The 19,994-nt window shown below is 64.3% G+C and carries 15 protein-coding genes; 6 read left to right on the top strand and 9 right to left on the bottom strand.

Translation table 11 applies throughout. From position 1 onward, the window contains the following. Positions 1-32: 32 nt before the first annotated feature. Positions 33-650: a DUF922 domain-containing protein gene (locus FJ443_RS12660; protein ID WP_181165355.1), complete on the top strand. Its 618-nt coding sequence runs from the start codon at positions 33-35 to the stop codon at positions 648-650. Between the two features lie 240 nt (positions 651-890). Continuing rightward, positions 891-2,366 (top strand): MDR family MFS transporter, encoded by a 1,476-nt coding sequence (locus FJ443_RS12655; RefSeq protein ID WP_140664285.1) that lies wholly within the window; start codon positions 891-893, stop codon positions 2,364-2,366. 11 nt (positions 2,367-2,377) lie between these two features. Here FJ443_RS12655 and FJ443_RS12650 read toward each other — a convergent pair whose 3' ends face one another. The 3 genes from FJ443_RS12650 to FJ443_RS12640 all read right to left on the bottom strand — a co-directional run bounded on the left by FJ443_RS12650 (position 2,378) and on the right by FJ443_RS12640 (position 4,533). Then, positions 2,378-3,412: an NAD(P)/FAD-dependent oxidoreductase gene (locus FJ443_RS12650; protein ID WP_140557796.1), complete on the bottom strand. Its 1,035-nt coding sequence runs from the start codon at positions 3,410-3,412 to the stop codon at positions 2,378-2,380. Between the two features lie 333 nt (positions 3,413-3,745). Next, on the bottom strand, positions 3,746-4,066 hold the full coding sequence (locus tag FJ443_RS12645) for a 2Fe-2S iron-sulfur cluster-binding protein (RefSeq protein WP_137931040.1): 321 nt from the start codon (positions 4,064-4,066) through the stop codon (positions 3,746-3,748). Between the two features lie 98 nt (positions 4,067-4,164). After that, entirely contained in the window at positions 4,165-4,533 is a 369-nt protein-coding gene (locus FJ443_RS12640) for an Hpt domain-containing protein (protein WP_140498914.1), read from the bottom strand. Between the two features lie 271 nt (positions 4,534-4,804). On the opposite strand from FJ443_RS12640, the gene FJ443_RS12635 reads away from it, so the two are divergent. Both FJ443_RS12635 and FJ443_RS12630 read left to right on the top strand, forming a co-directional pair. Continuing rightward, positions 4,805-10,957 carry a kinesin gene (locus FJ443_RS12635; RefSeq protein ID WP_140664282.1) on the top strand — a complete coding sequence of 2,051 codons (6,153 nt, stop codon included), beginning with the start codon at positions 4,805-4,807 and terminating at the stop codon, positions 10,955-10,957. A 97-nt stretch (positions 10,958-11,054) separates the two neighbouring features. After that, positions 11,055-11,669, top strand: a complete 615-nt coding sequence (locus FJ443_RS12630) for a 3'-5' exonuclease (protein ID WP_140664279.1) — start codon at positions 11,055-11,057, stop codon at positions 11,667-11,669. 32 nt (positions 11,670-11,701) lie between these two features. Here FJ443_RS12630 and FJ443_RS12625 read toward each other — a convergent pair whose 3' ends face one another. The 4 genes from FJ443_RS12625 to FJ443_RS12610 form a co-directional block, all read right to left on the bottom strand. Continuing rightward, positions 11,702-12,301: an ABC-type transport auxiliary lipoprotein family protein gene (locus tag FJ443_RS12625; protein ID WP_224618578.1), complete on the bottom strand. Its 600-nt coding sequence runs from the start codon at positions 12,299-12,301 to the stop codon at positions 11,702-11,704. Positions 12,302-12,395: 94 nt separating this feature from the next. Continuing rightward, positions 12,396-13,769, bottom strand: a complete 1,374-nt coding sequence (locus tag FJ443_RS12620) for an MlaD family protein (protein WP_140564477.1) — start codon at positions 13,767-13,769, stop codon at positions 12,396-12,398. Positions 13,770-13,783: 14 nt separating this feature from the next. Beyond that, the gene (locus FJ443_RS12615; protein WP_140515278.1) at positions 13,784-14,602 is read right to left on the bottom strand and encodes an ABC transporter ATP-binding protein; all 819 of its coding nucleotides are present in this window, start codon (positions 14,600-14,602) and stop codon (positions 13,784-13,786) included. Between the two features lies 1 nt (position 14,603). Beyond that, the gene (locus FJ443_RS12610; protein ID WP_140515277.1) at positions 14,604-15,791 is read right to left on the bottom strand and encodes an ABC transporter permease; all 1,188 of its coding nucleotides are present in this window, start codon (positions 15,789-15,791) and stop codon (positions 14,604-14,606) included. Positions 15,792-15,868: 77 nt separating this feature from the next. Between FJ443_RS12610 and dgcA the strand changes: the two genes are divergently transcribed. Beyond that, positions 15,869-16,852 carry an N-acetyl-D-Glu racemase DgcA gene (gene dgcA / locus FJ443_RS12605; protein ID WP_140664277.1) on the top strand — a complete coding sequence of 328 codons (984 nt, stop codon included), beginning with the start codon at positions 15,869-15,871 and terminating at the stop codon, positions 16,850-16,852. Here the strand turns inward: dgcA and FJ443_RS12600 are convergent. Together FJ443_RS12600 and FJ443_RS12595 are read right to left on the bottom strand one after the other, a co-directional pair. Continuing rightward, positions 16,823-18,037, bottom strand: a complete 1,215-nt coding sequence (locus FJ443_RS12600; RefSeq protein ID WP_140664274.1) for an MFS transporter — start codon at positions 18,035-18,037, stop codon at positions 16,823-16,825. The genes dgcA and FJ443_RS12600 overlap by 30 nt on opposite strands. Before the next feature lie 129 nt (positions 18,038-18,166). Then, on the bottom strand, positions 18,167-18,982 hold the full coding sequence (locus tag FJ443_RS12595; RefSeq protein ID WP_140664271.1) for a UDP-2,3-diacylglucosamine diphosphatase: 816 nt from the start codon (positions 18,980-18,982) through the stop codon (positions 18,167-18,169). 117 nt (positions 18,983-19,099) lie between these two features. Here FJ443_RS12595 and FJ443_RS12590 point away from each other — a divergent pair, with 117 nt between their 5' ends. Further along, positions 19,100-19,879 (top strand): SDR family oxidoreductase, encoded by a 780-nt coding sequence (locus tag FJ443_RS12590; protein ID WP_140664268.1) that lies wholly within the window; start codon positions 19,100-19,102, stop codon positions 19,877-19,879. The last annotated feature ends 115 nt before the right edge of the window (positions 19,880-19,994 follow it).

Below are 19,994 nucleotides of genomic sequence, written 5' to 3'. Positions count from 1 at the left end.
CCGTAAAGCAAGGTAGGACGAGAGGCAACCTGATGAAACGAACCCTGCTTTGCGCATTGCTGCTTGCCGCCACCGCCGTTCCGGCGGGCGCGGCCAATCTCGTCAAGACATATAGCTACTTCGCCGTCGGCGGCAGGACGCTAGAAGACATCGAGGCACAGCTTTCCAAACGTGGTCCGCAGGTGAAGAGCACGGGCTCGCGGCATCCCGGCGCCACACAGATGGCCTTCACCACGCGCATCAGCTATGCCGGGCAGTCCGGCTCCTGCCGGATCGCCGACGCCGCCGTGACCGTCAAGGTCAAGGTTATCCTTCCCGAATGGAGCCGCCCACGCAAGGCCGACGCGGATGTGCGGCTGTTCTGGGACACGCTGTCGGCCGACATCAAGCGCCATGAGGAACGCCATGTCGAGATCGCCAAGAATCACGCCCGCGAACTGGAAGACGCGCTGAAAGCCGCTTACCCGCAGAAGGACTGCGATGCGGCGAAGGCCAAGGCCGCCCAGATCACCGCCGCCATTCTCGCCAGACACGACCGTGCCCAGGTGCAGTTCGATCGCGTCGAAAGCGTCAATTTCGAAAGCCGCATCCTGCGGCTCCTGCGCTATCGCGTCGAGCGCATCGGCAACGGCCGGTTGCCGCCGACGTGAACGTCCTGATGTATGTCGCCTAAGGGGCGGCGGTGCGAGCCAACCGGGCCGAAGCGTAGTGCCAGCTTCGAAAAATTTCCGGGCAACGGTCGAAATCGGCCTATACGGGACGACATATCAGGGGTTGGCAAGGGCACGACCTTTCAAACACGAGCATCACGACCGATCGCGCCGCGGATGCAACCCGGCTAGCCCAGCCGACGCACCGGACGGCGCGCGCAAGCATATGGACGAAAGATTATGGACCAGGCTGTCGACAATCAGGCCGTGGCGGCCGCGAGCGCGCCGCTGACGGAAAGCGAAAAGAACGCCATTATCGGCGGCGTTCTCCTGTCGATGCTGCTGGCAGCACTTGACCAGACCATTGTGGCACCGGCCATGCCGACCATCGCGCGAGCGCTCGGCCACGCCGAGTACCTGCCCTGGATCGTGACCGGATATCTCCTGACCGCAACCGCCATGGCGCCGCTCTACGGCAAGATCTCCGACGTCTACGGCCGCCGGCCGACCGTCTATGGCGCGATCCTCATCTTCCTCGCCGGCTCGCTGGTCAGTGCGATGGCGCCCAACATGTTCGTGCTGGTGATCGGCCGCGCGATCCAGGGCGCCGGCGGCGGCGGGCTTTTCTCCCTGGCGCAGACCGTCATCGGCGACCTCGTGCCGCCACGCGAGCGGGCACGCTATGCGGCCTGGATCTCGGGCACCTGGGCAGTCGCCAGCATCGCCGGGCCCTTGCTCGGCGGCACGTTCGCCGAACATCTCCATTGGTCGCTGATCTTCTGGATCAACATTCCGCTCGGCATCCTGGCCATGGCCATCATCAACAAGCCGCTGCGCAAGCTGCCGGTCGCGGCAAGACGGCATCGCATCGACGGGCTCGGCGCGCTGCTTCTCGTCGCCGCCACGGCCCTGCTGCTTCTGGCGCTGAACTGGGGTGGCAGCGAATACCCCTGGCTATCGACGGAGATCCTGGGGCTCGTCGCCAGTTCCTTGGTCCTGTGGGGCGCCTTTGCGCTGCGGCTGCTGCGCGCAACCGAGCCGCTGATTTCGCTCGAGGTGCTGAGCAACCCGATCGTCCTTGCCGGCACGCTCTCCATGTTCCTTCTGCAGGCGGCCAATATCGGCCTGTCTGTCTACTTGCCGGTCTATCTCCAGTCGGTCATCGGCCTGTCGGCAAGCGAATCCGGCACCGCCCTCCTGGGGCTGATGCTTGGCACGGTGGCCGGCGCGACATTCAGCGGGCGCACCATTCCGCGTTTCGTCCATTACAAGCGGATCGCCATCTTCGGATTGGCCTTCGCCGTTCTATGCCTCGGCGTCCTCAGCCTGGTGGCGGGGCACGCCTCGCTGCTGGTTGTCGAGATCCTGACGACATGCGTCGGGCTCGGCAGCGGAACCACCTTTCCGGTGGCCACGGTGTCTGTCCAGAACGCAGTCGACCCCAGGCACCTTGGCGTCGCCACCGGCGTTCTGACGTTCCTGCGCTCGCTGGGCAGCGCGCTCGGCGTTGCTATCCTCGGTGCGGTCGCCCTGGGCAACGGGCTGCCGCTGGCGGGCGAAGGCGCGCAGGCGACCGGCGCCGGTGCCGAAGCTGCCGCCTTCGGGCTGATCTTCGTCGCCGCCGTGGTGATGTTGATCATGGCGCTGCTGACGCTCAGCCTGATGCCCGAAAAACCGCTGCGCGGCCATCCCGAGGCCCCCGTGCTGGCGGACTGAAGCGATACGCGTCAGGAGGCCTCCGCCACACCGAGCTTCTTCTGCAGGCTGGTCGACGAGGTCGTGTATTGGAAGACGATGCGTTCGCCCGGGCTGACGATGCGCTTGGCGGCCTGGGCCATCAGCGCGACCTCGTGAAAGCCCGACAGGATGAGCTTCAGCTTGCCGGGATACCAATTGATGTCGCCGACCGCGAAGATGCCCGGGACCGACGTCTGGAACTTCTCGGTGTCGACCGGAATCAGGTTCTCGTGAAGGTTGATCCCCCATTCCGCAATCGGTCCGAGCTTCATGGTCAGGCCGAAGAAGGGCAGCATCCGCGTGCAAGGAATTTCGATGTCGCCCTCCGGCCCCTTGATCAGGGCGGACGACAGTTGGCCGGCGGCGCCGGTCAAGCCGGTCACTTGCCCGACCTGGAAATCCAGCTGCTTCATCTCCTGCATGGCGTACATCTTGTTGACGCTGTCGGGGGCGGCGCGGAACTCCGGGCGCCGGTGGACCAGGGTCACGCTTTTTGCCACCGGCTGCAAATTGAGCGTCCAGTCCAGCGCCGAATCGCCGCCGCCAACGATAACGAGGTCGTGGCCGCGAAAGTCTTCCATCCGGCGCACCGAATAGAAGACGCTCTTGCCCTCATAGGGTTCGATGCCCGGGATGGGCGGGCGTTTCGGCTGGAACGAGCCGCCGCCGGCGGCGATCACCACCACCTTGGCCTCGAACACCTCGTTCTCGTCGGTGGTGACGCGAAAGCCGCCGTCCTCCAACCTCTCCAGGCTGGAGACCATGCGATTGTAGGTGAAATCAGGCTTGAACGGCGCGATCTGCTCGAGCAGCTTGTCGACCAGCCCTTGCGCCGAGATCGACGGCCAGCCGGGAATGTCATAGATCGGCTTTTCCGGATAGAGTTCCGCGCATTGGCCGCCGGGCCGGTCGAGGATGTCGATCAGGTGGCACTTCATGTCGAACAGGCCGAGCTCGAACACGGCGAACAGGCCGACCGGCCCTGCCCCGACAATGAGTACGTCTGTCCTGGTGATGCCGGTCATGGTGCGCGCCTCGCTGCTGGATTGGCGTGAGACTGCATGACCTCCGGCTTGCTGCCAAGCGGCAGCCGCAAAAATCAGAGCTGCGAACTCGGGTTGCAAGGGATGGACGACTGCCAGTCCGGCTGCCCCGCCACCTTTTCATGGCAGGGCAGCTTCTCACGATAGGAATTTTTTCTTGACGGGGTGCCCGCAACTATGGTAGATATTTGGTTGTGGTGCTGAGTTGCGCCGGAGGCCCGCCGCACAGGCGGGTTTTCCATTCAAGGCGACGTCAACAGCCGGCCCCCAAGGAACCCCCTGCCCGGATTCATTGCCTCGGGCAAAAATCGGCTTTTAGCCTTGGCGCTCGGGCACCCGCACCACCAGTCCGTCGAGCGCGTCGCGCACCTTGATCTGGCACGATAGCCGCGAATTCGGCTGGACGTCGTAGGCAAAGTCCAGCATGTCCTCTTCCATTGCTTCCGGCTCGCCGACTTCCGCCGTCCAGGCCTCGTCGACATAGACGTGGCAGGTTGCACAGGCGCAGGCGCCGCCGCACTCCGCTTCGATACCCGGCACGGCATTGCGGATGGCGTTTTCCATGACCGTCGAGCCGTTCTCGGCATCCACGTCGAAATGTGTGCCGTCATGGGCAATGAAGGTCAGTTTGGTCATTTGTCACCTGAGGGAGTTTCCGCCGAGATAATCACTCGGGCACACAAGTCAACTGCGGCGAGAAAGCGCCGCTCGGTGACGTTTTTCCGCAAACGGGTCTAGCGGTTGATGGCGGCGATGAAATCGCGCACTTCGTCGATCAGTTTGCCGAGCCGCGTAAGCGTCTGGCTGTCTTCCGGCTGCCGTTCTATCTCGGTGGCGCAATCGGCAATGGCAAAGGCCCCGACACCACGCGCCGAACCCTTCAGGCCGTGCGCCAGGAGCAGCCGGTCCTTGATGTCCGCATCGACTATCCTGTCGCGCACCGACAGCGCCTGTTGTACAAAGAGCGCCAGCACCTCCTGTTCGAGGCCGCGGTCGCCCATCGTCTGCCGCGCAAGGTGTGCCAAATCGATCGGTCGGGACCGCCTCGTTCCCGATACATCGCCCCCGGGCATTGAGAAGGCAATGCCGCTTTCGCCACGCATGAACTCGAACTCCGCTTCTTCGGCCGCCTGAAAAACTAGGCGAATCCAATGGACAACGGGTTAATGGATGGCCGGAAAAAATGTTGCGAAAGCGGCGCCGGAATCACGCTTCCGTTAACCTTATATTTAAAGTTTTACGTATCCCGCGGAATGCATGTTTTCTTTACCCCCCTGTGTCATTACGATACGAGGGTCCATTTTCAGCCTCCTGCGCGTGGGTGCGACAACCAAAATCATAAGCCCGCGGCAGCTAGTACAGGGTAGCGAAGGCATGGCGAAGAAAACAACGACGACCAGATCTCTGGACAACGATGTGGCCAGGGAACTCGAGAAGGCACTCGATCTCGACCTCAGCGGCGACACCGGCAGCGGCGACCTCGATATAGCGGCCTCGATGGAAGATCTGGAAGCGCAGATATCCCAGGCCGCCGACGAATTGGCGCGCGAGGGACGCAATCAGACGCAGGCACCCGTCGTCAACCAAGCCCAGGCCGCGAATCCCGCGCCAAAGACCAGACCCGCCGAACTGCGCCCCGTCGAAACACGCAATGGCGGTCAGCCCGCCGGCTTCTCGCCGGCCAATGACGATCGTCAGAAGGATTACAAGACGCTTCTGCACAGCCTCAACCGGCGCGCCTCGAACACGATCTACTGGGTTATCGCCTTCGTTTCGCTGGCCTGGATCGCCGGCGCGGGCGGATTGGCCAACCTCCTCTTCGGGCCGAGCATCTGGAGGATCCGCACGCTCGACCAGTTCTTCGCCCGTCCCGAACTGATCGGCCTTGCTGTCGCGGCCATCGTGCCGGTCATCCTGTTCTGGGCCTTCGCCGCCATGATTCGCCGCGCGCAGGACATGCGCATCGCCGCCCAGTCGATGACGGAAGTGGCCTTCCGCCTTACCGAGCCGGAAAACATGGCCCAGGATCGCGTCATGATGATCGGCCAGGCCGTCCGCCGCGAGGTGGCCGCCATGGGCGAAGGCATCGAACGCACGCTGGCCCGCGCCGTCGAACTGGAAACGCTGGTCCACAGCGAGGTCAACCAGATCGAGCGCTCCTATTCGGAAAACGAAACCCGCATCCGCTCGCTCGTCGACGGGCTCGGCAGCGAGCGCGAGGCGGTCGTCAGCCATGCGGAGCGGGTTCGCGCTTCGATCGCCGGCGCGCACGACACCCTCAAGGACGAAATCGGCGCTGCCAGCGACCTCATCCGCGACAGCATTCTCAATGCATCGACCAAACTGTCGATGACCATCACCAATTCCGGCGACACGCTTATCGACCGCATCAACGAAAGTTCGCTGTCGATCTTCGATTCGGTGGAAGGACGGCTCGACACCATAACCGACAAGCTTTCGACTTCCGGCGAGGCTTTCGCCAGCCTGCTCGACACGCGCATCGCCAAGCTGACGGACACGACAGACGGCCTGACCCGGTCGTTGACCGACCTGCTCGACGATCGCACCAACGGCATGGTGTCGCTGCTTGGTGGCGCCGCGCGCACACTCAATTCGGAATTCGAGGCCAGCCTCAACGGCATCGAGCGCACGCTCGCCGAGCGCGGCCAGGCGCTGATCAGCGAGTTCCAGACCCGCGCCGAGGCTCTCGACACCGGCACGCAGAAGCTCAACGCAGCACTCGAAGCCCGTGCCCGGCAGATCAACGAAACGCTGGTCGAACGCGCGCGCGAAATCGCCCACACCTTCGCCGAGAGCAAGGACACGCTGACGGCGATGATCGACCAGGGCAAGACCCAGATCGGCGCCGACATGGCCGATATCGTCACGTCGACCTCGTCCATGCTCGAAGCGCGCGCCAGCGATTTCGCCGGACGCATGGAAGCGGCGCGCCACGTCGTCTCGCGCTCGTTCGATGCCGATATCCAGCGGCTTGCCGATGCCCGCGTGGGCATAGAGGAAGCGGTCGAAAATCACAGCCGCAGCCTTTCCGAGAGCCGCGAGCGCATGGCGGCCGCGATGCAGGCCGATCTGGCCAAGTTCGCCGAGAGCCGTGCCGGCATCGATGCTGCGGTAACCGACCAGGTGCAGAAGCTGGCCGAAGGCCGCAGCCTGATCGCGCGCGCTCTCGAAGAAGATCTGCGCAAGGTCAACGAATCGCGCGCTGCCATCGACGCTTCGCTCGGCAGCCACCTCGAAAGGCTGGAAGAAGGCCGCAACCGGCTCTCCCAGGCTCTCAACGAAGACTCCGGAAAGCTGGTGCAAGCCCGTACAATCATTGACGAAATGGTTGCTGGACATGTTGGCAAGCTGGCCGAGGGCCGCAACATTCTCTCGCGCGCGCTCGAAACCGACCTCGGCAAGCTCGTGGACACGCGCGCCGACATTGATGGCCTTGTCGCCGGTCAGGTCGAGAAGATCGCCGAGGGCCGCGCGGTACTCGCCAAGGCGCTGGAGAACGACATCGCCGGCATCAAGGACCTCATCGAGGCGCATTCGGCCAAACTGGCGGAAGACCGCTCGCAGCTCGGCCGTTCGCTGGAGGACGATCTGTCCAGCATACGCGGGCTGATCGAAGACCATTCGGGCCGCCTGGCGGAGGATCGCAGCCTGCTGTCGCAGACCCTCGAAGCCGACCTTGCCAAGCTCGCCGAGAGCCGCTCGAGCATCGACGGCCTGGTCGCCGGTCAGGTCGAGAAACTGGCCGAAGGCCGCGATATTCTCAGGCGGGCGCTGGAGTCCGACCTCAACGCGATCAAGGGCGTCATATCGAGCCAGTCCGAGAGGCTGGCCGAGGACCGCGGGCAGCTGTCGCGGGTTCTCGAGGCGGACTTGCAGAACGTGAACAGCGTCATTGCCGACCACATGAACAAGCTGGTCCAGGACCGTTCGACCTTGTCGAAAGCGCTTGAGGAGGACCTCGCCAAGCTGGCCGAGAGCCGCTCGAGCATCGACGGGCTGGTGGCCGGCCAGGTCGAGAAGCTGGCCGAAGGCCGCGACATCCTGCGCCGTGCGCTGGAAGCCGATCTCAATACGATCAAGAACACCGTCGCCGACCAGTCCCAGAAACTGGTCGAAGATCGGGGACAATTCGCCCGGGCGCTCGAAGCCGACCTCGAAAACGTCAACACTCTCGTCAACAGCCACTCCGAAAGGCTTGTCCAGGATCGTTCGGCGCTGTCGAAGGCACTCGAAGACGATCTGGAAAACGTCAACGGACTGGTCAATAGCCACTCCGAGCGGCTTGTCCAGGAGCGTTCGGTGCTGTCGAAGGCACTCGAGGACGATCTCGCCAAGCTGGCCGAAAGCCGCTCGAGCATCGACGGCCTTGTCGCCGGCCAGGTCGAGAAGCTGGCCGAAGGCCGCGACATCCTCAAGCGCGCGCTGGAGGCCGATTTGCAGAGGCTGTCGGAGAGCCGTGGCGATCTCGACGGCATCATCGCCGGACATGTCGGCAAGCTGGCCGAAGGCCGCGACGTGCTGAGCCGCGCGCTGGAAGACGATCTCGGCAGGCTCGCCGAGACCCGCAAGGATATCGATCGTTCACTGTCGGGTCACATCGACCAGATCGCGGCCAGGAGCACCGACATCTCCGCTGCGATCGCCGCCGACGTGGACAAGATCGAGCAGGCGTTCAGTCGCCAGACCGGCATCATCGAGGAGCGTGCGGGCACCATGGAGCGTGCGCTGTCGACAGGCGTCGACAATGTGCGCAACGTGCTCGAGAAGAGCGCCGTCTTCGTGGCCGGCGCCTTGCGCGAGAAGGTCCTGGAAGTCACCAGCGTCCTGCATGAGCAGGCGGGCCAGGCCTTCTCCGATGCGGATCGCAAGATCGCCGAGCGCGCCGAGCAGACCTCGGCCGCCCTGCTGGCTCGGGCCGAAGACATCGCCCGCACCTTCGAGGAGGCGGATCGCCGTCTCCACGCCCGTGCGGAAGACACGTCGAGCGCCTTGCTTGCCCGCGCGGACGATGCGTCCAGTTCCTTGCTGGCGCGAGCCCATGAAACCGCCGATCAGCTTGCCGCCCGTGCAAGCGAAATCGCCGGCACGTTCGACGCGGCCGACCAGAAGCTGGCCGCCCGCGCCCAGGAGACCGCCGACCAGTTGGCGGCTCGGGTGAGCGAGATTGCCGGCACCTTCGACGCGGCCGACCAGAAGCTGGTTGCCCGGGCCGTCGAAACGGCACAGTCGCTAGCCGCGCGCGCCGGCGATATCCTGCGCAATTTCGAAGGCGCCGATCAGCGGCTCGGCATGCGCATCGGCGAATCGGCCGAAGCTCTTGCCGCGCGTGCAGCGGATCTCGGCCGCATCTTCGACGCCGCCGACCAGCACCTGGTCTCGCGCATCGCCGAAGGTTCGGAAGCGCTGTCAGGCCGCGCCTCCGAAATCGCCCGCATCTTCGATGATGCGGACAACCGACTGGTTTCCCGCATCGCCGCCAGCACCTCGACCATCGGCGAACATGCGCAGAGCATCGTTGGCGCCTTCACCAGCACGGAGCAGAGGGTCGCCGACCGTGCGCGCCAGACCGGCCAGGAACTGGCCGCGCATGCCCGTGAAATCGAGCAGGCGCTCGCCGGCGCCGACGAGCGGCTCGCATCGACCGCGGCAACGGCTGCTGCCCGCGTCGAAGAGCAGATCGCCAGCGTCGAGAACCGGCTAGCCCATACCGCCGAGACGATGGGCCAGAAGCTCAACGAGCAGGTGTCGAGCGCCGAAGCGCAACTCGTGTCGCGCGCCAATGTCATCGCGGAGACCTTCACCGCGGTCGGCCAGCATATCGGCCAGAGCACCAACGACGCCGCCAAGACGATCGGCGCCAACACCCGCGAGCTCAACACCATGCTCGCGGCACGGTCGGCGGAGATGTCGAAGATCCTCGACGAGACCGCGCGGCCGCTGGTCGAGCGTTTCGCCCAGGGCGGCTCGGAACTGCAAAAGAGCATGGAAGAGGTCACCGAACGTGCCGCCGAGAAGCTGCGCAGCGAAAACGCAGCCCTCGTCAACGCGCTCGCCAGCCGCACCGCCGAGACCCTTTCGGCGGTCGAAGGTGCCCGCTCGTCGCTATCCGACAGTGTCGCCGACCTGATCGGCCGAATGACCACGTCGAGCGCGCAGCTCGGTCAGCTGATCGAACAGGCCGCGGCCAATCTCGGCCAGGTCGACGAACGCCTGACCGGCAGCACGCAAAGCTTCGCGGCAACCACCGAGAAAGCGGCGCAGACCTTCGCCAGCTCGGCAAGGCTGGTCGATTCGAACACGACAAGGCTGACGGAACTGTCGTCGTCGACCTTGCGCGAGGTCGCGTCGATCGCCACCAAGTTCGATGAACACAGCCGCCTGCTCGCCGGTGCTTCGGACCTCCTGAGCTCGGCCCAGAGCAACCTCGAACACACGCTAGAAAGGCAGTCTTCACTCGAGGATCTCGCTGTCGGCCTGGTCAAGAAGTCGGAGGATCTCGAAAGGGTCATGCGCTCGTTCGAGAATCTGGTCGGCCAGACGCTGCAAAATGCGGAAGGCAGGACGCTGGAATCGGCCGACAAGATCCGCAACGCCATCACCGACGTCGTCGATTCGGCGACCAAGCGCTTCTCCGACGCGACCGAGGAGATGCGCCGCACCGCCGGCGCCATCAAGAGCGAGCTCGACCTCACCCGCGCCGAGCTCAAGAAGGGCGTCATCGAGATGCCGGAAGAGGCCAAGGAATCGACATCGGCCATCCGCCGCGCGGTTTCCGAGCAGATCAACGCCCTGAAGGAGCTTTCGGACATCGTTGCGAAGTCCGGCCGCAGTGGTGGAGAGCCCTCGGAATCGCGCAATTTGCGCCCGGCGCCGCAAGCCCCGGCAGCGCCCCGCGCGGCAGAGCCGCCGCGCCGCGCTCCCGCGCCACAGCCGGAACTTCGCGCGCCGCAGGCGCCGGCGGGCGGCACGGCGCTACGCGGCACGCTTGACCTGGAGCGCCCCGCCGACACGGCGCCGCGCCAGCGTCCCGACGCCGGCGCCCGCACGCAACAGGGCGGCTGGGTGCGCGATCTCCTGAGCGGGGCGTCACGCGAGGACGAAGCCAAGCCGGCAACACCCGCCGACGCACCGCGCGCCGCCCCTGCCCAGCGTTCGCCGCTTCACGTCGTGGAATCACTGAACTCGCTGTCCGTCGACATCGCACGGGCCATCGATCACGATGCGTCGATCGAACTGTGGAATCGGTACCGGCGCGGCGAGCGTGACGTGTTCACGCGGCGGCTCTATACGCTGAAGGGCCAGCAGACGTTCGACGAGATCCGTCGCAAGTACCAGACGGAGGCAGAGTTCCGCGCCGCCGTCGACCGCTACTGCGATGATTTCGAGAAGCTGCTGAAGGACGTGTCGCGCAACGACCGCGACAACATCATGGCGCAGACCTACCTGACCTCGGATACAGGCAAGGTCTACACCATGCTGGCCCACGCCAGCGGCCGCCTGCACTAGGCAGCGGCAGACAGCCAATGAAAAAAGGCGGGGGACTTGTCTCCCGCCTTTTGGCTTGGAAGGGTGGACGTCGCATCCGGAACTGGATCTCTGACTTGTGAAGACGGCGATCATATTCGACTGCGAGTTTCTTTGCCTTGAGGGCTCGCAACGCAGATTCTGGTGCGCGGCCCACGATCCCGACCCGGTCATCGCGCAGATCGGCGCGGTCAGGCTTGGGCTCGAAGACGACTTTCCCGTCCTGAGCACGCACAAGGCCTATGTCAGACCGATCGACCGGTTTGGCAGGAGATACGCGCTCGACCCTTTCTTCACCGAGCTGACTGGCATCACAGAAGAAAAGCTGGAGATCGAGGGGGTCGCGCTAGGAGAAGCCCTTGTTGACGTCGATCGTTTCTCTAATGGGGCGCGATTTTGGTCCTGGGGCAAGGACGAATTGAACATGATAGCCATCAGCTGCTATATCGCAGGCATCCTCGCCTCCATCCCGGCCGCCCGTTTTGACAATACCGTAAAGCTGCTGATCTCGGCCGGGATGCCGATCGAGGACCTGGCAAGGACGCCGAGCAACAAGCTTGCCGACTATTATGGCGTTCAACACCCGCCATTGCAGGGACACGATGCGCTCGATGACGCGCTGTCCGTAACCTACACCCTGCAGCACCTGATGAAGGCCGGAAAGCTGCGGCCGGACGCCTTCGACCGCTTGTAGCCTGGTGGCTGGCGCCCGCCCGGGATCGCCGCTCAGACCGCCGAATCGGTCCAGCGCACGATCTGTTTGGCCGCGTCGCCGAAAGCAGCATCGAGCGCGCCGACATAGCCTTGGTTGCCGCTGCCCGAGACGGGCGCGGTCGCCGTAAAGCTCTTGGACGCACGCACCTCGCCGTTGCGGTCGTTGAGGATGCGCACGAACAGGTCGACTTCGGCATGATCGCCGCCGTCGACACGGACTTCGAACGAACGAATCTCGACGATGACCTGGTAGTCGATCGCCAGTCCCTCGCCCGGCTTGCCCACGCCGGCGAAGCTGCCCGAGCGCTGGAACGTCTCGGCCAGCCGAGCCTGCACGATCAGCGGCAGCCGGTCCGCCCATTGCGCGCCCTTGAGGTACTGGATCGAGCGCGGGGACGGTTTTATGACGATGTTCTGGCTGTCCAGCGCCTTGAGCGCGGATGGCTGGGCGATCAGGATCTGGCGGCGGCTGTGGCCATGCGCCTCGACCGACGGCGCCGACAGTTCGAACGTGTCAAGCGGCGCAGGCCCGCCGCCCGGCAGCGCGGCACAACCGGCAAGGGTCAAGGCAAGCAAGGCCACGCCCGATCTGAACACAATCGTCGACTTCACGCGCGATCCCTGCTGTCCCCGGCCTCACTATCCCTGGATTGTAACAACAACCCGCGGATGCAGACACTGTTTCTGCGGCGAGCCGAGACCGAAGTCAACGCCGCGCCCTGCCATCGTACTGCCGAACCTCGCCCTCGCCGCCCGACAGGATGCGCTGCGGATTGCGGCTGAGGTCGGTAACCGCCTCCTCGATGCGGCTGATTGAACGGCGGCTGTCCTGAACCAGCGCCTCGACATTCGAAAGGCCCTGGCCGGAGAACCGGGCTATATTGTCGGTGATGACGCCAAGCCGCGAATTCAGCGTATCGGCAACCTGCTTGAACGACCTCAGCGTGTCCCTGGCGTCCGCCATCACGCCGTCCGCCTGCCCCGAACCGAGCAGCTTGTCGACTTTGGCCAGGATGCCGTCGACGCGCACCGAGGCGTCGTTGAGCCGTTGCGCGAGCTGCCTTGCATCCTTGATCGTCTCGTCTATGTCGTCCGCCCGGTTCGCGAATTTGCCGGTCACCTCGGCGATGTCCGAGGCGGCCTTGTCGGCGCTTTCGCTTGCCTTCTGGATGTTCGCCAGCGCCGTGCGCACTTGCGCCGGATCGATGCCGTCGAGCACGCCGTCGACCTTGGCCAGCGTACCTTGCGTCTGCTTGGCGAAATCATTGACCGATCCCACGGCCGTATCGACATTCCTGATCACCCCATCGAGCTGTTTGGACGTTTCCTTGAGGTTGCCGGTCACCGTATCGACATTGGCGACGATGCTCTTGATCTTGTCCTTGTCGACCGCATTGAGCAGCCCTTCGGCCGCCTTCAGCGTGCCGTCGAGCTTGCCCGAGACGCCCTTCAGCTCATCGGACAGCGCGCTGACCGCGGACAGGAACTTGTCGACGCCATCGGAATTCCTGGCCAGCGCGTCGGAGAACGTCTGCACATTCTGCACGGTCTGCGTCAGCGGCCCGCGCACATCCTTGGTGAACCCCTCCAGCTGCGTCAGTACCGTGTCGGCGCGCGTGAAGATGTTCTGCGCCGTCTGCAAAAGATTGGTCACCGCCGACGGGTTGGCCACGATCTCGGCGACCTTGCCTTCCTTCTCGGCCTGGTCGAGAAGTTTTACTTCCTTGGGGTCGGCGCCCTTGAGTTCGATATTGGCCTGTCCGGTCAGGCCCGCCAGGCCGATATCGGCCTGCGTCGATTTGGTGATCGGCGTCATGCGGTCGATCTCGGTGTCGGCGATTGCGACCGTCGGATTGTCGACATCGATATAGACGCGCCTGACGTCGCCGACCTTGACGCCGTTGAACAGCACGAAGCTGCCGCGGCCAAGTCCGGAAGCCGAGCCCGGTATACGCACGCGCAACAACGTGGTCTCGCCTTTGTCGCCGATCGCCGCCGTCCAATAGACGAAGCCGAACGCCGCCAGGATCGCCACCAGCGTGAAGATGCCGACAATAACGTAGTTGGCTCTGGTTTCCATTGCTTCACTTATGGCTATGCGCGCGCGGCAAGATCAAGTTGCCGGGCTCGTTTTCCGCGGAAATACGATTTTACCCACGGTTCTTCACTCTTCAGCATGTCGTCGATGGTGCCTTCGACCAGCACTTTCTTCTTGCCGAGCACGGCGACGCGGTCGCAGGCGGTGAAAAGCGTGTCGAGATCGTGGGTCACCATGTAGACGGTCAGGTCCATCGTATCCCGCAGCTTGACCACCAGCTCGTCGAATTCCGCCGCGCTGATCGGATCGAGGCCCGAGGTCGGCTCATCGAGGAAGACGATGTCGGGATCGAGCGCCAGCGCGCGAGCGAGTGCCGCGCGCTTAATCATGCCGCCCGACAGCTCGGACGGGAATTTCTGCGCCGCGTCCGGCGGCAGCCCGACCAGTTCGACCTTGAGCATCGCCAGTTCGTCCATCAGCTTGCGCGGCAGGTCGAGATATTCGCGCATCGGCACCTGGACGTTTTCCAGCACCGTCAGCGCCGAGAACAGCGCGCCGTGCTGGAACAGCACCCCAAGGCGCATGTCGATGCGCAGCCGTTCGGCATCGTCGGCCTTTTCGATATCCACGCCGAACAGCTTGATCGTGCCGGACTGCTTGCGCGTCAAACCAAGGATGGTGCGCAGCAGAACTGATTTGCCGGCGCCCGAAGCGCCGACGAAACCGAGGATCTCGCCGCGCCAGATATCGAGCGACAGTTTGTCGAGGATCAGATTGTCGCCGAAGGAAACGGTGATGTCATGCGCCGAAAGCACGATCTCGCTGTCATCCGCGCCCTCCTTGGCCCTGGTCTCGATGCCGTTTCCCATCGCCATTTCAGAACTCGATCGCTGCATAGAACATGGCGAAAAGCCCGTCGAGGATGATGACGACGAAGATCGATTTCACCACCGAGGCGGTCACGTGCTGACCAAGCGATTCGGCGCTGCCGCCGACCTTCATGCCCTCGACCGAGGCGATGGTGCCGATGATCATAGCCATGAACGGCGCCTTGATCAGGCCGGCGAAAATGGTGCTGAGGTCGATGGCGACGCGCAGCCGGTCGATGAAGGCGGCGGGTGCGATGTCGGAATAGAGCCAAGCCGCGAGGATACCGCCACCGAGTGCGGCAAAATTGGCGATGATGGTCAGGCAAGGCAGGGCGATCACCAGCGCAACCAGGCGCGGAAAGACCAGCACGCCGATGGGGTTGAGCCCGATGACCTTCAGCGCATCCACTTCCTCGCGCATCTTCATCGAGCCAATTTCGGCGGTGATGGCGCTGCCCGAGCGGCCGGCGATCATGATTGCCGTCATCAGCACGCCGAGTTCGCGCAGGATCAGCACGCCGACGAGGTCGACGACGAAGATGTCGGCGCCGAAATAGCTGAGCTGGTAGGCGCCCTGCTGGGCAACGATGGCGCCGACGATCGCCGACATCAGCACCACCACCGGAATGGCTCCGACGCCCATGCGGTCGATCTGGTTGAAGATCGCCGCCGGATTGACGGCATGGCCGCGGCCGAGCTTCATCTGCGCGCCACGGATCGTGGCGCCCAGTATGTTCATCGAGGCGAGAAAATCGTCGCGCATTTCGTAGACGCGGCGGCCAACCGCCTCCAGCGCGCGAATGACGATGTTGGGCGGCCCGACCGGCCCCGATTCGGGCTCGCGCCGCACCGCATCGCCGACCGCGCCGAGCAGGATCGAGGCGACGTCGCTCTGGCCCTGCAGCCTGACCTCGACACCTTTCTTCTCGAAAGCGCTGACCAGGCGGTCGATCAGCCACGCGCCGGCGGTGTCGATCTTCTCGATGTGCGAAAGATCGAGCGCCAAAGTCTTGAAACCGCTCCGTTTCTCGATTTTGCGCATCTCTGCGTCGACCGCGGCCACGGTGCGCGTCGTCCAGATTCCCGAGAAGGCGCACCCGAGAACGCCTGCTTCCTCACCGACCGACACGCGCGGTTCGTGGTCAGCCTCCGAGGCGGTCTTGCCGCTTGCGTCGCGCTTGCCGATGGTCAACATGGCGTCCTGTTTAGCCTGACGGGTCCGGCCTTGTCGATTTGCCGACGACCCTTCTCGCACAGCCGGAGCAGAAAATTATGGCGCGTGTCATTTCGGTCGAGGCCGAGCGTTTTCCGATCGCCGGCACCTTCACCATTTCGCGTGGTTCGAAGACCGAAGCCGAAGTGATCACCTGCACGATCAGCGAAGGCGATTACACGGGCCGTGGCGAATGCGTGCCGTACAAACGCTATGGCGAGACCATGGATGGGGTTCGCGCCGCGATAGAGGCCATGCGCGGGCAAATCTCCGCTGGCATCGACCGGACCGCCCTGCTCGGCGCCATGCCGGCGGGCGCGGCGCGCAACGCCATCGATTGCGCCTTGTGGGACCTGGAAGCCAAAATCGGCGGCAAGGCGGTGGCGGACGTAGTCTGGCCGGCTCCTTTGCATCAGCTCGAGACGGCCTACACGCTGTCGCTTGGCGAACCCGAGGCGATGGCGGCGCAGGCCCGTGCCAACGCGGCGCGCCCGCTGCTCAAGGTCAAGATCGGCGGCGACAACGACATTGCGCGCATCCGCGCCGTCCGGCAGGCCGCGCCCGACAGCCGCATCATCCTCGACGCCAACGAGGGCTGGAACGACGACACCGTCGCCGCGAACCTCGCCTTTGCCGCCGAGCAAGGCATCGCGCTTATCGAACAGCCGCTGCCGGCGGGCCATGACGGCATCCTGCGCCACATCGCGCATCCGGTGCCGATCTGCGCGGACGAGAGCGTGCATGAGGCGGGGGATCTGGCCGCGCTCGCCGGTCTCTACGATGCCGTCAACATCAAGCTCGACAAGTCGGGCGGGCTGACGGCGGCGCTCGTGCTGCGCGACCGCGCCCGCGAACTGGGTTTCGGCGTCATGGTCGGCTGCATGGTCGGCACGTCGCTGGCGATGGCGCCGGCGGTGCTGCTCGCCCAGGACGCCGATTTCGTCGACCTCGACGGACCGCTGCTGCTTGCGCGGGATCGTGTGCCCGGCCTCGCCTATGAGGGATCCTTGGTTTCACCGCCCGATCCGGCGCTTTGGGGCTGAGCGCGCCGCGAGTCCGACCAGCACCAGGCCGATGATCGCGATCGGGATCATGGCCAGGAAGCCGTCGACCCCGAAACGGTCGTAGAGCGGGCCGGAGGCGAGCGTCACGGCGGCCATGAAGAAGCCGTTGAAGAAATAGGCGATGCCCTGTGCGGCACCGGTGCGCTCTTCCGAGACCGTTTCGCCGATCATTTTCTGCAGGCCGATCAGCACCATGGCCACCGACACCGAATGCAGGGTCTGGACGCCGAAAAACCCGGCGACGCCGAGGCCAAGCGGCCAGATCAGCGGAAAGGCGATCCAGCGCACGACCGCGCCGATGCCGGCAATCACCATCACCCTGACGACCGACACGGAGGCGAATATGCGGTTGAAAAACACGAACATGCAGACTTCGGCCACCACGCCCCACGCCCACAGAAGCCCGACGACGGTGTCGCCGATGCCGATCGACTTCCAGTAGATCGACACGAAGCCGTAAAGGAAGGCGTGGCTGGCGGTGAGGATGCCGACACCCAAGGTGAAATAGACGAAATAGGCATCGAAGAGACTTGGTGCCGAGTGCTGGATCTCCGCGGCCGAAAGCGGTGAGGCAAGGCGCGGCCGGCCAAGACGCGGCGCAAGCAGCGCGGCAAAGAGCGCGGCACCCAGTGCCGCGAAAATGATCGCCGGGACGGCTTGCGCCCCTGCCGCGGTCAGGATGAAACCACCGGCCACGTTGGCGCAGAGATACGAGATCGAACCCCACTTGCGCATGCTGGTGTAGTTGGAGCCGAAGCGGCGCACGCCCGAAAGCGCGAGCGAATCGGCCATCGGCGAATGCGGTGTCCATACGATCGTCAGCGCCAGCGACACCGCAAGCACGACGGCGTAGGAGGCCGGCAGAAAATAGCCGGCGGAAATGATCATCGATGCCGCGACGAGCGCGATATAGACGTCGGCGCGGTCCCTCGCCCGGTCCGCGAGCGCGGTGAGCAGCGGCGTCGTCACGACGCGCAGGAACATCGGAGCCGCCAGGATGACGGCGATCTGCTCGGCGTGAAAACCTTTCGCCTGCAGCCACAGCGGGAAGTAAGGCAGATGCGTGCCCTGCGACACGAACAATGTCGCGAAGATCAGGCTCATGCGCAGTTCGAAATGGCGAGGCTTGACGAGCTGTTCGGGTGAAAGCGGCGGCAGCGGCATGAATCGATCCAATAACGCTGCCGTCCACGAACGGCGAGCAGTGTGGATTGACCCTTAACATGAGGAAAAACCGGACGAAACCGATTGGCCTAATCGATTAACACCGGAATCTGTGCCTGGCACCCGCAGTCAGGCGGCCTGCACCACCCGGTCCTCGATCAGCATCGGGATGAAGGGTTCGTCCGGCGCGTCGGGCAAGACATGCGCCCAGGTCAGGATTTCCATCCGGCCGTCGAAATGTTCGACCACCGCCGTGCAGCTTTCCACCCAGTCGCCGGTGTTGATGTACTGGACGTCGCCATAGTTTTCGATCGCGGCATGATGGATATGGCCGCATATGACGCCGTCGACATGGGAGCGCCGCGCCTCGTCGCTGAGCACCATCTGGAACGAGCCGATGAAGTTCACCGCCTTCTTGACCTTGACCTTGGCCCAGGACGAAAACGACCAGTAAGGCAGGCCGAGCAGCTGGCGCAGCCGGGTGATCACACGGTTGACCTGCATGGCGGCGTCGTAGGCGTGGTCGCCGAGATAGGCGAGCCAGCGCTGATTGTGCACGACCGTGTCGAACTGGTCGCCATGAATAACGAGCAGCCGCCTGCCGTCGGCGGTTTCGTGAATGGCGCGGTCGGCTACGACGATGCCGCCGAAATGCACGCCCTGGAACTGGCGGGCGAATTCGTCGTGGTTGCCGGCGATGTAGGTGATGGTGGCGCCCTTGCGCGCCTTGCGCAGCAATTTCTGCACGACGTCATTGTGGCTCTGCGGCCAGTGCCAGCTGCGTCTCAGGCGCCAGCCATCGACGATATCGCCGACGAGATAAATGATGTCGGCATCATGATGTCTAAGGAAATCGATCAGGAAATCGGCCTTTGCCGCCTTCGACCCGAGATGGACGTCGGAGATGAACATGCTGCGGAACGTGCGGGGCTCTTGGCCGGACATCGCGAATTCACCGTTGCTTTCGCGAGCCTATGCCCCGATTCATGCAACAACCGTATGACGGTTGCGATTGGTCCAGCCCAAGAGCTAGCCTGCCGGCGAATCACAGGAGAAATCGTCATGGATCTCGGTATCCGCGGAAAGAAGGCCATCGTCTGCGCTTCGAGCAAAGGGCTCGGAAAAGGCTGCGCCATGGCTCTGGCCGAGGCCGGCTGTGACATTGTCGTCAACGGGCGCAACGCCGAGCTGGTGGCCAAAACCGCTGCGGAGCTGCGCGAGCGTTACGGCGTGACCGTCACGGAAGTCGTCGGCGACGTATCGAAGCCCGAGGTGCAGAAGGCGCTTCTCGCCGCCTGTCCCCAACCCGACATCCTCGTCAACAACAATGGCGGCCCGCCGCTGCGCGATTTCCGCGAGCTCGATCGTGCCAAGATGCTCGAAGGCGTGACCCAGAACATGGTGACGCCGATCGAGCTGGTGCAGGCGGTGATAGACGGCATGGCCGTGCGCGGTTTCGGCCGCATCGTCAACATCACTTCGCTATCGGTCTATGTCCCCATCCCCGGCCTTGATCTGTCGTCCGGCGCGCGCGCCGGCCTGACCTCCTTTCTTGCCGGCGTGGCGCGCACGGTGGTCGACCGCAACGTGACCATCAACAGCCTGCTGCCCGGCAAGCTCGATACGGACCGGCTGCGCGGTCCGCACGAGGCCGGCAGCGTTGAAGACCCGGCCGCGGCAGCCGCCCGCAAGGCGCGCATCAGTGCCGACGTGCCGGCCAAGCGGCTTGGCACGCCGGAAGAGTTCGGCCAGATCTGTGCCTTCCTGTGCTCGGTCCATGCCGGCTACCTGACCGGCCAGAACATACCGGTGGACGGCGGCCTCTATGTCAGCGCCTTTTGAGACCCGGTAGCGCCGGCGCCGAAGAAATTCCGCTCAAACCGTTGAAATAGATCGCTTATCCCGGCTTCGTCGATGTGAATGGCGATTGCGTCATTTGGGGTCGCGAAAAATCTCG

Origin of the sequence: Mesorhizobium sp. B2-6-1 (genome assembly GCF_006440475.1) — a bacterium.
In the GTDB taxonomy this organism is placed as follows: Bacteria; Pseudomonadota; Alphaproteobacteria; order Rhizobiales; family Rhizobiaceae; genus Mesorhizobium.
The sequence above is the reverse complement of the archived record's forward strand: the minus strand, read 5'-3'. Positions and strand labels throughout refer to the sequence as shown.

Bases quoted from the DNA above. Each gene is read 5' to 3' on its own strand.
- FJ443_RS12660 (WP_181165355.1), top strand. From the start codon at position 33: ATGAAACGAACCCTGCTTTGCGCATTGCTGCTTGCCGCCACCGCCGTT.
- FJ443_RS12655 (WP_140664285.1), top strand. From the start codon at position 891: ATGGACCAGGCTGTCGACAATCAGGCCGTGGCGGCCGCGAGCGCGCCG.
- FJ443_RS12650 (WP_140557796.1), bottom strand. From the start codon at position 3,412: ATGACCGGCATCACCAGGACAGACGTACTCATTGTCGGGGCAGGGCCG.
- FJ443_RS12645 (WP_137931040.1), bottom strand. From the start codon at position 4,066: ATGACCAAACTGACCTTCATTGCCCATGACGGCACACATTTCGACGTG.
- FJ443_RS12640 (WP_140498914.1), bottom strand. From the start codon at position 4,533: ATGCGTGGCGAAAGCGGCATTGCCTTCTCAATGCCCGGGGGCGATGTA.
- FJ443_RS12635 (WP_140664282.1), top strand. From the start codon at position 4,805: ATGGCGAAGAAAACAACGACGACCAGATCTCTGGACAACGATGTGGCC.
- FJ443_RS12620 (WP_140564477.1), bottom strand. From the start codon at position 13,769: ATGGAAACCAGAGCCAACTACGTTATTGTCGGCATCTTCACGCTGGTG.
- FJ443_RS12615 (WP_140515278.1), bottom strand. From the start codon at position 14,602: ATGGCGATGGGAAACGGCATCGAGACCAGGGCCAAGGAGGGCGCGGAT.
- FJ443_RS12610 (WP_140515277.1), bottom strand. From the start codon at position 15,791: ATGTTGACCATCGGCAAGCGCGACGCAAGCGGCAAGACCGCCTCGGAG.
- dgcA (WP_140664277.1), top strand. From the start codon at position 15,869: ATGGCGCGTGTCATTTCGGTCGAGGCCGAGCGTTTTCCGATCGCCGGC.
- FJ443_RS12600 (WP_140664274.1), bottom strand. From the start codon at position 18,037: ATGCCGCTGCCGCCGCTTTCACCCGAACAGCTCGTCAAGCCTCGCCAT.
- FJ443_RS12595 (WP_140664271.1), bottom strand. From the start codon at position 18,982: ATGTCCGGCCAAGAGCCCCGCACGTTCCGCAGCATGTTCATCTCCGAC.
- FJ443_RS12590 (WP_140664268.1), top strand. From the start codon at position 19,100: ATGGATCTCGGTATCCGCGGAAAGAAGGCCATCGTCTGCGCTTCGAGC.